The sequence below is a fragment of the Rhodopirellula baltica SH 1 genome (assembly GCF_000196115.1).
GTDB lineage: Bacteria > Planctomycetota > Planctomycetia > Pirellulales > Pirellulaceae > Rhodopirellula > Rhodopirellula baltica.
Genome location: NC_005027.1, coordinates 5,360,456 through 5,375,322, shown reverse-complemented (window position 1 = coordinate 5,375,322; position 14,867 = coordinate 5,360,456). Strand labels below are relative to the sequence as shown.

Sequence of the window (14,867 nt, the reverse complement as noted above, 5' to 3'; positions counted from 1 at the left end):
TTCAGGCTGCATCCAATGCGGTGGAGGACCGACGGGTTGGACGCGAACGTCCATCGATGACTTTCGTCGCCACTCGGTCTTGAAGGTTGGGTCGAAAAATGGTCAGCAACAGCAATGGCAGGAACCAGGACATGTAGAGGCCACCGCCGTAGCCGTGCCAGAATTGTGCCGCGACCATCAAAGCGGCGGAGCAACTGATCAAGATGCCCAAGTTCTTTTGTCCGGGCCAAACGGCGAAGAAGAAGCTCAGGATCACGTAGCCGACGATCACCGGCAAACGCCAGATTGGATTCCAACCGAGTTCCCAAATTCCGGTCAGTTCATTGGGACCTTTATTGGGATTGAGCACCCCGAACATCCGCTGGACATGTGTCAGGAACGGTTCACCACCGGCGAATGCTAGCAACGCCATCAGGACGGTCAGTGCGACCAACACGGCGCCCGCGAATCTTCCAACGCCTCGCTGCCAATAGAAGCTGCACCACAGCGGTAGCAGAAACAACGGGTAGTACAGCAATCCAGCCGCGGCACCGATGAACAACCCTGCAATCAAAGGTTTGCGATACATCAGCACCGCCCACAAAATCAGCGCAGCGGGAACGACATGGTCAACGCGACCAGTCATTTGAGCCGTGTAGGGCATCAACAGATACAGCGTCGCGCAACCGGCACCAGCACGGAGGTTTCCGAAGTGTCGATTGCCGATCAGCAGAATGCCAATCAACACGGCGGACTGAGCCAAGATGGCGATAATCTTTGCGATCATCGTTCGACGTTGTTCCGCGGCGGTCAACTCCGCCATTGTTGGTGGTTCGGCACCGGCAATCGCTTCGCTGATCGGTCGTGTGGGGATGGCCGGCAACATGTTGATCAGCGCGTACCCGGGCCCCAGCTTGGGACCTTGTTCTTGTTGAATCTCAGGTGTGCTGGCCACCACGTTGGCCATCATGAAGATGAACAACGAAATGCCCAGAAAGTTCAATCCGCCGGTGGTCAAGTTGGGATCTAGCAGTGGTCGCCGAACCATCAATGGATCGAGCAACATTCGCAGGAGCACCAGGAACTGAATACCAAACAGGGTGATGAACCCTGTTCGTTGCAACCCGGCCGCTCGGCGGTAGGCATCGGACTCCTGCAGCTTGGTCAGTTCTTCCGCGGTCAGTTCGCGTGGTGCTGGAGGTGACTCAGGTTCGGCGGGGGCTTCCGTCGTCACCGGTTGCGAACCGGGACTTGTTTCGGATTCTGAGCTCGTTTCATCGGTGGGGGGCAACTCAGCCGGCGCAGCCTCCTCGGGGGCCACTTCCGCTTCGATGGGAATGGCATTGGCGGCGGCACTGATTTCCGCGGACGCCAATCGGGCCAGACGTGTTTGCCGACGGTATCCCTCGTTGACCATCAACAATCCGGGTGCCAGCAAGATCAGCAGCACGATGTCGAGATTGCGGATGCTCCAAAAACGACGGAAGACGAAGAACAGGCCAATCGTCAAAAACGACGACATGTAAACCCACGTCGTCGGGTCGGGGCGTCGGTAATAGAGGAGGAATTCGCTCATGGTCGTAGGATAAACGCCTGAACCTACGGGGGATATAGCGGGCGAAGCAGATCGATGCCCTGAAACGAAGGCATTTGTTCAATCGCAACCGTCTGGGCTCGTCGTGAATCGAACTGCTCAACGCGAATCTCGGTGAGATAGAATGGCTGTTTCCCACCATCATTTGCCTCGGTCCCGCCATGGGCCCGGTCCCGTCATGGTGCTCGGTGCCTACCCAAGCAGCCTGTTGATTTAGTCGTATACAGAGTGACAACAATTAGCCGATGGGCGTTAGCCCTGGTTGGCGTCTGACCAACCGCCGCTAACGCGGTTCGGCTCATTCAATCAACAGTCCCCAAGGGCACAGGTGCCTCCGCAGGGATCTCAGTACCTACCCAAGGATTCGCCAATGCATTGTTTCAGCAGACGAAGTTGTGTTTCAATCGCATCGGCGATGGGTTGGATGATTCTCCTGCCGATTGGGATAGGGAACATCAACGCCCAGGATACGCCCTCGCAGACGGAGGTTCGACGATCTCTCGCCAAGGCGACCAGGTACATGTCCACGACCATTGCCGATCATGGCGGATACGCATGGGTCAGCAGCGTTGATGGTGAACTCAGCAATGGAGAAGGAGCATGCAACAACGACCGAGTCTGGGTTCAACCGCCCGGTACGCCGTCGGTTGGGGACGCGTTTCTGAGAGCATATTTGCTGACGGGCGAATCGGTGCATTTCCAAGCGGCAACCGATGTTGCAAAAGCGTTGATAGAAGGGCAGCTTGCTTCGGGTGGATGGAATTACTTCATCGAGTTTGATCCGGAACTGCGAGCCAAGATTCCCTATCGAGTCGGAGTGCGTTCCAAAGTCGGCAAAATGGCACACACGCCCGAACCCGGTGGCTGGGAGATTTGGCGGCAGCGAAAATTCAAAAACAACACAACGGTCTTGGACGACAACACGACATCCGCGGCTGTGTCCTTCCTGCTGAATCTTCAGGCGGCGATGGAGGTGTCCAACCAACCTGCTTCATCGACTTTGTCCGGGACCATTGATGTCGCATTGGAGTCGACTCGTTTGGCCCAGTTCCCGATTGGTGCCTGGTGTCACAACTACGATCGCATGCCGGTTCAACAGCCGAGCGTCTCGCACTACCCGATCATTGATGCCAGCTACCCGGAGGATTGGTCTCGCACGTGGACGAAGAAATACGCCGGTTGCTATTTGTTGAATGACAGCATTACCCAAGACATGATCGGAATGATGTTGTTGGCCTGGAAAACGACCGGTGATGATCGTTATCGAGATTGCGCGATTCGTGGCGGCGAGTTTTTACTGCGTGCTCAGATGCCCGAACCACAACCTGCGTGGGCCCAGCAATACGATCGACACATGCACCCGGTTTGGGATCGAAAGTTCGAGCCACCCGCCATCGCAGGTCACGAATCGCAAACCGTTCTCGAGACATTGATGGACTTGTATGAAGCAACTCAGGACGCGAGGTTTCTAAAGCCGATTGAACCGGCGATCGCGTATCTGAAATCTTGTTTGCGACCCGATGGCGGAATGCCGCGGTACACCGAGCTGAAGACCAACAAGCCGTTGTATTTCAATTTGAAGTACGAGATGACCAATGATGATTCGGAGATGCCTGATCACTATGGATTCGTCGGTGAATCGAGGTTGGATTCGATCGAGCTTCGTTACCGCCGTCTGCGTGATGGCACCACAGAAAAAGCCGCCAAGATTTCCGCGAATCGAATCGCAGAAATATTGGCGGCTCAGCATGCTGATGGAGGCTGGCGAGAACCGGGGTTTGTTCGCGATCCCGAGGGTCGCAAAGTGACGCCAAAGGAAGGAGTCATTCAGTCCGCAACGTTTGTAAAAAACATGGGATTGCTTTGCGACTATTTGGAATCCGAGACCGGTTCGTCGACGCCTTGAGCAGGTCGGCAGGAGTCTTTCCACATTTGGACCGTTTGGGCAAGCATTGTTGCTCCCGCATACAACCGGAGCTAACGCCCAAACGGCTCACATGGTTTTGTCCGATGATTCCTGCCTATCTGCTTAGCCCATTTCGATTTCGTAGCCTTCGCGGTACGGACGAGCCAACATCGAGTTGGCTTGATCGTCGCCCACGATTTGCTCGCTTTCGTTGTCCCACTTCAGATCGCGGCCCAATCGAGCCGAGATGCCGGCCAAGTGACAGACGTTGAGCATTTCCATGTGCGTGTGCACGTCGGAGATGGGCTCGAGTCCTTCGCGATGGCAGTGCAAGAAGTTGAACCAATGAGCACGACGTTCGTTGTGCTCGACCGGCAAGCCTTTGTAGACCTTTGAAATTGCATCTTCGGGCAGTGGGTTGTCCGCCAAGTCTTCGACTGGTTTACCCGATAGGTTGCCGCGACTGACAAAGATGCGACCTTTTTCCCCTTCGATCAACACGCCGTTGCGGGTGTCGTTGCGAATGATCATTTCAGTGCCACCAGGATAGGCGACGTTGAATTGAAACGCGGTCGCTGTGTTGTAGCGATCGATCTGGACTGGTTTGCCGTCTTTGTATTCGACGGGATGTTGAGCTGAACCACCGATCGAGACAGGGCCTTCGGTTTGACCGTTCAGCTTCAATGCCCAGTTGCAGATGTCGACGTGGTGAGCACCCCAGTCGGTCAGTTTGCCGCCGGAGTATTCGTACCACCAACGGAATTCATAGTGACCGTTGGACTGCTTGCCATTCTCCGAACGACGGTAGTCGACCTTCGGTGCTGGGCCGAGCCACAGGTCCCAATCCAACGCTTCGGGTGGCGAGGCGACGGGCAGGGCTTCGCTGGTGGGAGCTCCGCCGATGGCCGCTTGCACACGATGGATCTTGCCGAGACGTCCTTCGTTGACGATCGCCATCGCTTTGACGAACTTGTCGAACGTACTGCGTTGTTGCGTTCCGACTTGAACGATTCGCCCGGTTTCTTTTTGAACTTTGCGAATCAATTTGCCTTCGTCGATCGTCAATGTCATCGGCTTTTCGCAGTAGACATCTTTGCCGGCGTACAGTGCTTCGATCAAAGGTTTGGTGTGCCAGTGATCCGGTGTTGCGATGTGAACGACTTTGATGTCATCGCGTTCCAGCACCTTTCGATAATCCGAGTGCATGGCGGCTTTGCCATCACTGAATTGATCGTTGGCTTGCTGAGCGCGACTGGAATCGGCATCCGCGATGGCGACCAAGTTCAGCCATTGCTTGGCGGAGTTGAGGTTTCCGCGTCCCATGCCGCCGGCACCGATCAATCCGATGTTGATCTTGTCATTGGCAATTTCGTCGGCCAACGAACGAGGCGACCAAGCGAAGTAAGGCGTCATGGCCGCGGCACCCGCGACCGCTTTCAAAACCGTTCGGCGGTTTGTGGTAGCGGTTTCACGTTTGGATGGATTTTGGTTCAAGGTGGGACCTCAGTAGGAGGGAATGGGCAGGGTAGAAATGCGGGGCCGATCCCGCAGGCGAACGATGAGACACGCCAAAGGAGTCCTCAAATGCCGCTTCTTTAAGCAAACAATTGGTGCAGTATACTCGAACATGTCGATCAAAATCGAGTCAGCCAGATTCATGGGCAATCGATGAATCCCTCGGAAATGGGCCGTTTTATCGGGTCGAGATGCAGTGGGTGACCGATTTCGCGTTCCTGGCGAGAACCTGGATTGGTTCGCCATTAAGATGAAGCAGTGTCGGTCGACCCGCCGAAATGAACGGGATTGCGAGTGGGACTCGGACAATGCGACTGGACTTTTGACAACGAATTTGGTCGCCTGAAAGGCACCGAAGATTCAACGCCCCAATTGATTGAGATACCGATGTACCTCCGTATGGCCAAACGATTCGCGATGGAAACCGATAAACGGTTGCTCGCCAAAGCAGTCTGGGCACTCGGTGTGAAAGGATTGCGAAGCGTCCATCGTCACAAACGACGACTCAAACGAGGCGAGTTCTTCCCGCCGTTTTTGTATTTGTCGGTCATCAACAGTTGCAACCTGCGCTGCCAAGGTTGTTGGGTTGACGTCGGGGCAAAGCAACACAAGATTGAACTGGACGCGGCCAATCGAACAATTGAACAAGCCAAAGCGATGGGCAACAGCTTCTTTGGCATCTTGGGCGGTGAACCGTTCATGCACAAAGATTTGCTGAATTTGTTCGAGGCCCATCCGGACGTTTACTTCCAAGTCTTCACCAACGGTCATTTCATCACCGATGAAGTCGCGGCGAGACTTCGCAAGTGCGGCAACGTCACACCGCTGATCAGCGTCGAAGGATCGGAGATCATCAGCGACACACGCCGCGGCCGTGATGGAGTTTTGAATCAAACCATCGCGGGTATCGAAGCCGCAGTTCGAAACAAGTTGCTGGTCGGTGTTTGCACCAGCGTTTGCAAATCAAACATCGATGATTTGGTTCGCGACAAGTGGGTCGATCGGCTGATCGAGATGGGCGTGATGTACACGTGGTTCCACATCTATCGACCGGTCGGTCCCGAGCCCAATCCGCAGTTGGCGTTGTCCAGCGAAGAGCAGCGACGCGTGCGACAGTTCGTGGTCGACACGCGAGCGACCAAGCCGATCATCGTCATCGATGCTTATCACGATGATGCTGGCAACGCGCTGTGTCCGGCGGTCACCGGTTTCACGCACCACGTGGGTCCTTGGGGGGATATCGAACCGTGTCCCGTGATTCAGTTGGCAACCGAATCGATCCACGACAGCAAACCGCTCAAAGAAACTTTCAACGAGTCTGGCTTCCTGCGTGACTTCCGCGAACTGACGGCCCAAAACACTCGCGGATGTGTGATCATGGAACGGCCTGATCTGTTGCTCGAATTGGCTGACAAGCACGGGGCGCGTGACACGACGGCTCGCGGAAAGGTGATGGAGGAACTTCGCAACGTCGAACCGCGACGCAGTCAGTATCAACCAGGGGACGAAATCCCTGAACGCAGCTTCGTTTATCGGTGGGCAAAGAAGTACGCGTTCAATGACTTTGGAACGTACGGCAAGCACTATCAAGAGAGCCAGTATCGCGATCCAGACCAACAGCCACCGAAGTCATCGGCGGGACAGCCCGATTCGCAATTGCCCGTGCTGAATTGATTCATGATTGTTCCGGAGTATTGGGCGGAAGCGAGCGAGCGCATTGTCGGGGCAAAGACCAAACGGAAGGTCAAGCGATTTGGTTGGTCGGACATCAGTGTGGAAGAGGCACAGAAGCACGCGAATCAGCGGGTTGCGGATGCCATTGCCGAGATCAAACGCGGCGAGATGCTGCCGTTCACTGAGCCCAAGGTGGCCTACAACGGTGCCGACGGATTGCCGATTCGCGAGGAGATCATTGATCGACGCGGTGACGCCGTTCTGACTCGCAACGCTTATGGGGCGTTGTGTTTGAACACACCGGACATTCTGTTTGCCGATGTGGACGTGCCGCAATCAAATGGTTGCGCGATCTATGTGGTCGCGTTCGTCGTCAGCGTCGTGTTGCTGTTTGTTTTGTCTTTTCAATTGGACATCACCAACCCCATTTTCCTGGTGCTGTTCTTGTCGATGCTGTCAGCGGCCCTGTTTGGAAGCTTGATCGAAACGGTTCGTCGTCGCGTGAGTGGCACGCCCGAAACGATTGCACGCAAACGCATCGCATCCTTTGCGAAATCGCATCCCGAGTGGAAGCTGCGTCTTTACGAGACGCCCATGGGTTATCGAGTGCTGGTCACTCACGCCACGTTTGATCCACGCGGGGCGGAAGCACTGGACTTCTTTGACCGGATCAAAGCCGATCCGGTTTATGTGCGGATGTGCTTCAACCAGAATTGTTTCCGCGCTCGAGTGTCGCCAAAGCCATGGCGAGTTGGGATGAGCGAACACATGAAGCCGCGTCCGGGCGTGTGGCCGATTTCGTCGGACAGGCTGCCCGCACGTGAGGCTTGGGTGAAGCAATACGATCAGGCTCGCCAGCAACACGCAGCCTGTCGCTACGTCGATTCGTTTGGCAACGGTCGGCCATGCCAAGAAGCCAACGAAGTTCAACGTTGGCACGACGACCTGTCAGCGGCCAACCAAGATTGGCCAATCGCTTAGTAGCAGAAGTCGTCAAGACTTTCGGGATTTCGTCGAGCAAGTCGAAACTCTTGACGAGTTTCGCTACCCGAACTGAGTCATGCACATCGGAACTTTTGATGTGCCAAGCGTAGGCCGAATGAAGGAGGCTTTGCGACGCACATCCGGCAATGACTTGATACGTTCGCCGGATCATCGCCGGAGCGGCTTGATCCGGCCTACCTCAGAAATCCTTCACTCAAAAGAGCAACGTCGCTGCTTGGTTCTTCAGAGCGACCCTACTTCAAGCGACCTTGAGATTCGCCTTCGGCCAATTGTGGTGGGCCATTGTAGTTGTCGCGGAAGACCTTCCAATCGGATGGTGGTTCCTGTTCGATGAAGCTCTGCATGAAGAACTTTTGCAAACTAGCTTGGATCGAGTTTCGTTTGACGTTGGTGAACTCGTAGTGGTCCCACTTCGGTTGAGTCTTTGGGTTGAAGTTGGGAGCGTACATGATCAAAGCTTGCGGCAAGAACGTTTTGGCGTCCAAGGCGATTTGCACGACTTTGTATTGAGCACGGTCGGCTTGGTGTTTCGGGTAAGCCGCGATCAAGATCAATTCAGGTTTGGGTGAGTGCATTGGTTGGACCCAGTACCGTTGTTTGATCTGTTTAGCATCCGCATTGAAGACAAACGGCAACGGGCTTTCGATGATGCGTTGTCCCTGCATGTCGGGTGGCAACTGTTGGATCTTGCACTGCTTGGTTGCGTGGTCGAATTCTTTCAGTTCGGTGCCGGTGCAAACCCAGTGTTCGCCATACAGGCCTGGTTTGGCGGAGTACTTCGGTTGTCCTTTTTCGTCCATGCCGTCGTAGCTGACGACCGCTTTGACTTGGAACAAGCCTTTGTCGGGATTGGCGTATTTGATGACGCCTTCGGCTTTGTTCGCATAGACATTCGCGGGTGCGGCAAAGAGATCAAAGTGCCAGCGTTTGAAATCGCACTCAAGTGTCTTGGTGCCTTTGCTTTGCTGTTCCCAAGCTGCCAAGATTTGATCGAGACGTTGTTGCTCGGCCGCACTCAGCGGTGCAAACGGTGCTGCGTTTGGATTGGTGGGAGCGGCGGTTTGCTGTGTTTGAGCAGGTGCGGCGGCGCGGCCTTGTGCCATCACAGGTTGACTGGTGGTGACCATGAAGCCAGCGACACCAGTCAAGACAGCCAGAAACGCTGCACGTGTGGAGAACGGTCGGTGAATCACCGAAAAATTCAAACGCATCATCCTTGACGCTCGTATCAAATGGGGAGGCGGACCATCGGGTCAATCGGATTGGCCGGTCAATTGAACGGGGACCGACTGGATCGGGGGAATCCGATTCGCCGAGCCTATCTGAATGAACCGTGCGGTCGAAAGGCCGAAAAACGGTGTTTTCCACTCCCGTTCACTGCCAAAACGCGCTCTATGGAGACGAATTGGGTGGCTAGACGCTCGAAATGAAGGTTTTCGGGGTGTTACGTTCGCCTAAGTCGCCTAAAATACAACGCCCTGCCTTGGTGAATCCAACGTCAGTTTTCTGGCACCCGCCTTCGGGTTCACGTCCTTTCCCATCCTGTTGAAAACATGCGACGCATTCCAAATTTGGTACGCGCCTCCACCTTCTCCTGCCCAGGCATTTTTGCCGGCATGGGGATGATCTTTCGGATCGGTGCGGCCGCATCATTCGCTTTGCTCGCTTGCATGGCTCAGCCGGTTCCGGCCGCCGAAAGCAGCTCGCTCGATTCAGTGATCGCTGAAGATCCCGTTTTGTCGGCGGGGCTGAAGATCTATGCCGAGCAATGTCTGCAGTGCCATGGTGAAAAGGGATCGGGAACGGAAGATTTCTATCCGGATCCTTTGGTGGGTGATGGATCGATCGGTGAATTGACCGAGATCATCGTGGACACGATGCCCGAGGAAGATCCCGATCTCTGCGTCGGTGAGGAAGCGGCGGCTGTGGCGGCTTACATCCATCATGCCTTCTACAGTGAAGCGGCGCAGATTCGTAATCGTCCGCCGCGACAATCCTTACAGCGTTTGACCGGAACTCAGTTTCGTCAAAGCCTGTCGGACTTGTACGCCCACTTCGCGGGGCTCCAAGAGACGACTTGGGAAAACCACCAATCGAAACACGGTTTGTCGGTTTCTATTTACGAGGGCAAAGGTTGGAAGAAGGAGAACCGAAAGATCGAACGAGTCGATTCGGTTGTTGATTTTGACTTTGGCAAAGAAGGCCCCGGCGAAGGTGTTCCTTGGGACGAATTTCATGCTCACTGGGATGGTGGATTGCGTGTCGAGCAAACCGGTCGCTATGAGATCGTGGTCCGAAGCAAAACGTCGTTCACGATGGACTTTGGTCACGATTCGAAGCAGTTGATCGACAACCATGTCCAATCAGAAGGTCGCAATGAATTTCGGCGTACGTTGTTGCTGACCGGTGGGCGGGTTTATCCGCTTGAGATCGACCTCAACCAACGCAAGAGAAAAGGTGAAACGCCACCGGCAAGCATCTCGCTTTCTTGGGTTCCTCCAGGTGGCATTGAAACAATCATTCCTGCTTCGGCGTTGGTCCCGGGTTGGAGTCCACCTGCGTTGCAACTTTCCACGACCATGCCGCCCGACGACAGTTCCTACGGGTTCGAACGAGGTATCTCGGTCGACGTCGCTTGGGATTCAGCCGTGACGGAAGGTGCGATCGAGTTCGCCGTCGCGATGCGAGACCAGTTGTGGAACGAATACGTTCGGAAGCATCGAAAGGATGAGCGTTCTCGGGAAGAGAAACTCAAAGACTTTCTGTCTGACTTCGTCACGGTTGCTCACCGGGGAAATGCGGAAGCGGTCCATCCCGAACGCATTGTGGTTCCTGCGATCGAAGCGTTTGAAGACGAAACCGACATCACTAAGTCCGTCGTGTTGATGACGCTGAAGTCACCGCGGTTTTTGTATCCCAGCCTTGATGCGGATCGGACGGTTTCGCAGCAGGTTGCCAATCGTTTGGCACTAGTGTTGCACGACTCACTGCCATCGGAGGGTTGGTTGCAGGATCGAATCAAGAAAGACCAGCTGCGGGACGAACAATCGATTCGCAGGGCGGCGGAGCGGATGCTCGATGACGCTCGGACTCGAGTGAAACTGAAGCAAATGCTTTATCACTGGATGGAACTTGGTCCCGAGGACGACCTTCGCAAAGACGATGAGAAGTACCCCGGTTTCAGCGAAGAGTTGATCGCGGATCTGAGGACCTCGCTTGATCAGTTCCTGGACGCAACGGTGTGGAGTGAGACCAGCGATTTTCGGCAACTGTTGGCGGCCGATTGGTCGTTCACGAATCAACGTTTGGCGGATTTTTATGGAGAAGCTTGGAAGCCGGCCAAATCCGGTGATGAGAATACGGACGAGCAGAATGGATCCGGCACGTGGACTCAATCGGTTCGTGACCCGAACATTCATGTCGGTGTGTTGACTCATCCGTTGGTGATGGCTCGGTTGTCATACCATTCGGCGACATCCCCGATTCACCGCGGCGTGTTTTTGATTCGCCACGTGATGGGGCGCACCCTACGGCCACCCAACGAAGCGTTCTCGCCACTCAGCCCGGATTTGCATCCGGATCTGACGACCCGTGAACGAGTGGCGTTGCAAACCAGTCCTGAAAGCTGCCAGATCTGTCATTCACGAATCAACCCGCTTGGGTTTGCACTCGAGCATTTTGACGCGGTTGGCAGGTTCCGCGAAAAAGACATGAACAAGAATGTCGACGCATCGGGCAGTTACCTGACTCGCGACGACGAACGAATCGAATTCGAAGGGGCTCGTGGATTGGCCGAAGTGGCGATCGCGAATCCGGACACACACCGAGCCTTCGTGACTCGGATGTTTCAGTATTTTGTCAAGCAACCGGTGGCCTCCTATGGCACCCATGGCTTGGACGAGTTGACGGAATCATTTCGGCAATCCGACTTCAATATCAAAAAGTTGATGGTCGACATTGCTGTGATCGCGGCGAGCGACGCCTTGCCAGATTCAGAGCCTAAGAAGAAACAACCTAAGAACAATCAAACGGCGGGAGCTTGAAATGAATATGGAACCCACTGCACCACGCAAACCATCGAAACGTCTTTCGCGTCGTCGGTTCTTGCAACGCACTGGCATCAGCGCCGCTGCGTTGAACTTCACGATGAACCTGCCCAGCCTGGCTTTGGCGGCCGACGCGACGCCACGTCAACGGTTGATCATCGTCTTCAGCCCCAACGGCGTGATCCCAGATCACTTCTGGCCCAAGGGTGACGAAGAGAAGTTGGAATTCAAACGGATCTTGAAACCACTCGAACCGTTCGCGGATCAAACGCTGACGATCAAGGGTTTGTGCAACCAAATCCAAGGGGACGGCGATGGTCACATGCGCGGCATGGGATGTTTGCTGACCGGAATCGAGTTGTTCCCCGGGGACATCCAAGGCGGCAGCGACACGCCCGCGGGTTGGTCGATGGGCATCAGCATCGATCAATTCCTCAAGAATCAATTGCAAGCCGATCCATCGACGCGAACTCGATTTGGTTCGTTGGAATTCGGTGTGATGGTTCCCGATCGCGCCGACACCTGGACTCGTATGTCTTATGCGGGAGCCAACCAGCCGGTCGCACCGATCGACGACCCGTACAAGATGTTCGACAAACTCTACGGCCAAGCCAAGAACCGTGAGTTGCTGGCGAGTGTCTTGGACGATTTGACCGACGACTTCAAGAAAATTGAATCAATGGTCAGCATGGAAGATCGACACTTGTTGCAGCAGCACGTCGAGTTGGTTCGCAAGGTCGAGAAGGACCTAAAGATCGAACTGGAAGCGAGCACCAAGACGGTTGGCCACGCGGTCCCTGAATTGACCCCCAACGTCGAAGTTCAAAACGACAACATGCCCGAGATCACTCGGATGCAAATGGAGTTGTTGGTCAGTTCGATGGCGGCCGACTTCGCTCGCGTCGCGACGTTCCAAATCACCAACAGTGTCGGTCAACCTCGGATGCGTTGGTTGGACATCGATGAAGGGCACCACGGTTTGTCACACGAGCCCGATTCGAACGAAGACGCGTACGAGAAACTGATTCGAATCAACACGTGGTACTGCGAGCAAATCGCTCACCTGGCCAAACGTTTGCAGGACACACCTGAGCCCGGTGGCAGCGGTTCGATGCTGGACAACACCACGATCATTTGGACGAACGAGCTTGGCAAAGGCAACTCGCACACCCGCAACGACATCCCGTTTGTGTGTGTCGGTGGCGGTTTAGGCCTGCGAACCGGCCGAGCGAAGGATTACGGCAAGGTGTCTCACAACCGATTCCTGATGACGATCGCCGAGCAAATGGGCTTCCCTCAGAAGAGCTTCGGCAACCCCGACTTCTGTGGCGATGGATCCCTGACCGGACTTGTTTGATTTCGCGAAAGGTTGATTTCGCGATTAGTGGTGGCACAGGAATGGCAGCGGCGGTGGCGTGGGCTGGAACGATTGGTAGAGTTTCCATGATCCAGTTGCCATCCTTCGCGCCATTTGCCTCCATGAGATATTCGCGTGACATTTGATCTGACGTTTGACAATCGATTCACGCGAGATTTGCCTGCGGACACGGAGCCGCGAAATTTCACTCGCCAAGTTCACCAAGCGGGTTTTTCGCGAGTGAAACCGACGCCGGTTTCGGCTCCGAAATGGGTGGCCGGATCCAAAGAAGTCGCCGAGCTGATCGGTTTGGATCCGAAGTGGTTGGGATCGGCCGAGCTGACCGAGGTTCTGGCCGGCAACGCTCTGGCCGATGGCATGGATCCTTTTGCGATGTGCTACGGCGGTCACCAATTTGGAAATTGGGCCGGGCAATTGGGTGATGGCCGGGCAATCAATCTTGGCGAAGTGGTCACCGCGGATGAGAAGCACTGGACGTTGCAGCTCAAAGGGGCTGGGCTGACGCCATACTCTCGGACCGCGGATGGTTTGGCGGTTCTGCGATCGAGCGTTCGCGAATTTCTTTGCAGCGAAGCGATGCATCACTTGGGCGTGCCGACCACGCGGGCTCTCAGTTTGGTGCTGACCGGTGAGAAGGTGCTTCGTGACATGTTCTATGACGGGCATCCTGAGCATGAACTGGGTGCGATCGTATGCCGAGTCGCACCGTCGTTCATTCGGTTTGGCAACTTTGAGATCTTCGCGTCACGGGAAGACACCGAGACGTTGCAAACGCTGGTGGAACACACGATTCGATCGGAGTTTTCGCATCTGTTATCGGAGCCGGATGCCGAGATTGGCCCGGATGTGATTGCGGCGATGTTCGAGGAAGTTTGCCGGACGACCGCGGAGATGGTGGTGCACTGGATGCGAGTCGGCTTTGTCCACGGTGTGATGAACACGGACAACATGTCAATTCTTGGGCTGACGATTGACTATGGCCCGTACGGTTGGCTGGAGGATTACGATCCCGACTGGACGCCGAACACCACCGACGCGCAAGGGCGAAGGTATCGCTACGCTCATCAGCCTCAGATCGCCCAGTGGAACTTAGTGGCGTTGGCCAATGCTTTGGTTCCGTTGGTCAAGGAAGCGGAACCGTTGCAACGAGGGATCGCGGTTTATGTCGAGGAGTTCCAAAAGAGTTGGCACTCAATGATGGCAGGCAAGCTGGGGCTGTCCAAGTACGAGAGTGAGACCGATGACGAGTTGGTCGACTCGTTGTTGACGTTGTTGCAATTGGCCGAGACCGACATGACGATTTTCTATCGGCGGTTGGCGGACATTGAACTTGGGACGCGAGAGCAACCTGTCACGTTGGAACTGGCGGCTGTGCTTCGTCATCTTTCCGAGGCGCACTACGTTGCCGATGAAGTCACGGAAGAGTACCAGCAGGCGTTGATGGATTGGATGCGTTCCTATCAATCGCGTGTTTTGGCGGACGATGGTTTTCCCGCGGAGGATTCGCAGCGACGGCAGCGAATGAATGCGGTCAATCCGAAGTATGTGCTGCGGAACTACTTGGCTCAGTTGGCGATCGATGCGTGTGACAAGGGCGACGATTCGTTGGTGAGTGAGTTGTTGGAAGTTCTACGTCGACCGTATGACGATCAACCGGGGAAAGAACGCTTTGCCGAGAAGCGACCCGAGTGGGCGCGTCACCGTCCGGGTTGTTCGATGTTGTCGTGCAGTTCATAACCTATCTTCGGATTGGTTCGAGCCGCGCACATC

9 protein-coding genes are annotated in these 14,867 nt (G+C 55.2%); 6 read left to right on the top strand and 3 right to left on the bottom strand.

The window, feature by feature from the left end:
• Position 1: 1 nt before the first annotated feature.
• Complete coding sequence (locus tag RB_RS20485; protein WP_011122556.1) at positions 2-1,555, bottom strand: hypothetical protein; 1,554 nt, start codon at positions 1,553-1,555, stop codon at positions 2-4.
• A 538-nt stretch (positions 1,556-2,093) separates the two neighbouring features.
• Here RB_RS20485 and RB_RS20475 point away from each other — a divergent pair.
• Complete coding sequence (locus tag RB_RS20475; protein WP_164922292.1) at positions 2,094-3,479, top strand: polysaccharide lyase; 1,386 nt, start codon at positions 2,094-2,096, stop codon at positions 3,477-3,479.
• Positions 3,480-3,602: 123 nt separating this feature from the next.
• Here the strand turns inward: RB_RS20475 and RB_RS20470 are convergent, their stop codons facing one another.
• Positions 3,603-4,973: a Gfo/Idh/MocA family protein gene (locus tag RB_RS20470; RefSeq protein WP_011122554.1), complete on the bottom strand. Its 1,371-nt coding sequence runs from the start codon at positions 4,971-4,973 to the stop codon at positions 3,603-3,605.
• A 420-nt stretch (positions 4,974-5,393) separates the two neighbouring features.
• On the opposite strand from RB_RS20470, the gene RB_RS20465 reads away from it, so the two are divergent.
• Complete coding sequence (locus RB_RS20465) at positions 5,394-6,668, top strand: radical SAM protein (protein WP_007339900.1); 1,275 nt, start codon at positions 5,394-5,396, stop codon at positions 6,666-6,668.
• 3 nt (positions 6,669-6,671) lie between these two features.
• A complete protein-coding gene (locus RB_RS20460) occupies positions 6,672-7,649 on the top strand; it encodes a hypothetical protein (protein WP_011122551.1) in 978 nt (325 codons plus the stop codon).
• A gap of 257 nt (positions 7,650-7,906) precedes the next feature.
• Here RB_RS20460 and RB_RS20455 read toward each other — a convergent pair whose 3' ends face one another.
• Positions 7,907-8,887 carry a TIGR03009 domain-containing protein gene (locus RB_RS20455; protein ID WP_164922291.1) on the bottom strand — a complete coding sequence of 327 codons (981 nt, stop codon included), beginning with the start codon at positions 8,885-8,887 and terminating at the stop codon, positions 7,907-7,909.
• Positions 8,888-9,226: 339 nt separating this feature from the next.
• On the opposite strand from RB_RS20455, the gene RB_RS20450 reads away from it, so the two are divergent.
• The 3 genes from RB_RS20450 to RB_RS20440 all read left to right on the top strand — a co-directional run bounded on the left by RB_RS20450 (position 9,227) and on the right by RB_RS20440 (position 14,834).
• Positions 9,227-11,716, top strand: coding sequence for a PA14 domain-containing protein (locus RB_RS20450; RefSeq protein WP_011122548.1), 2,490 nt, complete (start codon positions 9,227-9,229; stop codon positions 11,714-11,716).
• A gap of 7 nt (positions 11,717-11,723) precedes the next feature.
• Positions 11,724-13,076: a DUF1552 domain-containing protein gene (locus tag RB_RS20445; RefSeq protein WP_164922962.1), complete on the top strand. Its 1,353-nt coding sequence runs from the start codon at positions 11,724-11,726 to the stop codon at positions 13,074-13,076.
• Between the two features lie 135 nt (positions 13,077-13,211).
• The gene (locus RB_RS20440; protein ID WP_011122546.1) at positions 13,212-14,834 is read left to right on the top strand and encodes a protein adenylyltransferase SelO; all 1,623 of its coding nucleotides are present in this window, start codon (positions 13,212-13,214) and stop codon (positions 14,832-14,834) included.
• Positions 14,835-14,867: the final 33 nt, after the last annotated feature.

Coding starts and splice junctions, on each gene's coding strand:
- RB_RS20485 (WP_011122556.1), bottom strand. CDS start 1,555: ATGAGCGAATTCCTCCTCTATTACCGACGCCCCGACCCGACGACGTGG.
- RB_RS20475 (WP_164922292.1), top strand. CDS start 2,094: ATGTCCACGACCATTGCCGATCATGGCGGATACGCATGGGTCAGCAGC.
- RB_RS20465 (WP_007339900.1), top strand. CDS start 5,394: ATGGCCAAACGATTCGCGATGGAAACCGATAAACGGTTGCTCGCCAAA.
- RB_RS20460 (WP_011122551.1), top strand. CDS start 6,672: ATGATTGTTCCGGAGTATTGGGCGGAAGCGAGCGAGCGCATTGTCGGG.
- RB_RS20455 (WP_164922291.1), bottom strand. CDS start 8,887: ATGATGCGTTTGAATTTTTCGGTGATTCACCGACCGTTCTCCACACGT.
- RB_RS20450 (WP_011122548.1), top strand. CDS start 9,227: ATGCGACGCATTCCAAATTTGGTACGCGCCTCCACCTTCTCCTGCCCA.
- RB_RS20445 (WP_164922962.1), top strand. CDS start 11,724: ATGGAACCCACTGCACCACGCAAACCATCGAAACGTCTTTCGCGTCGT.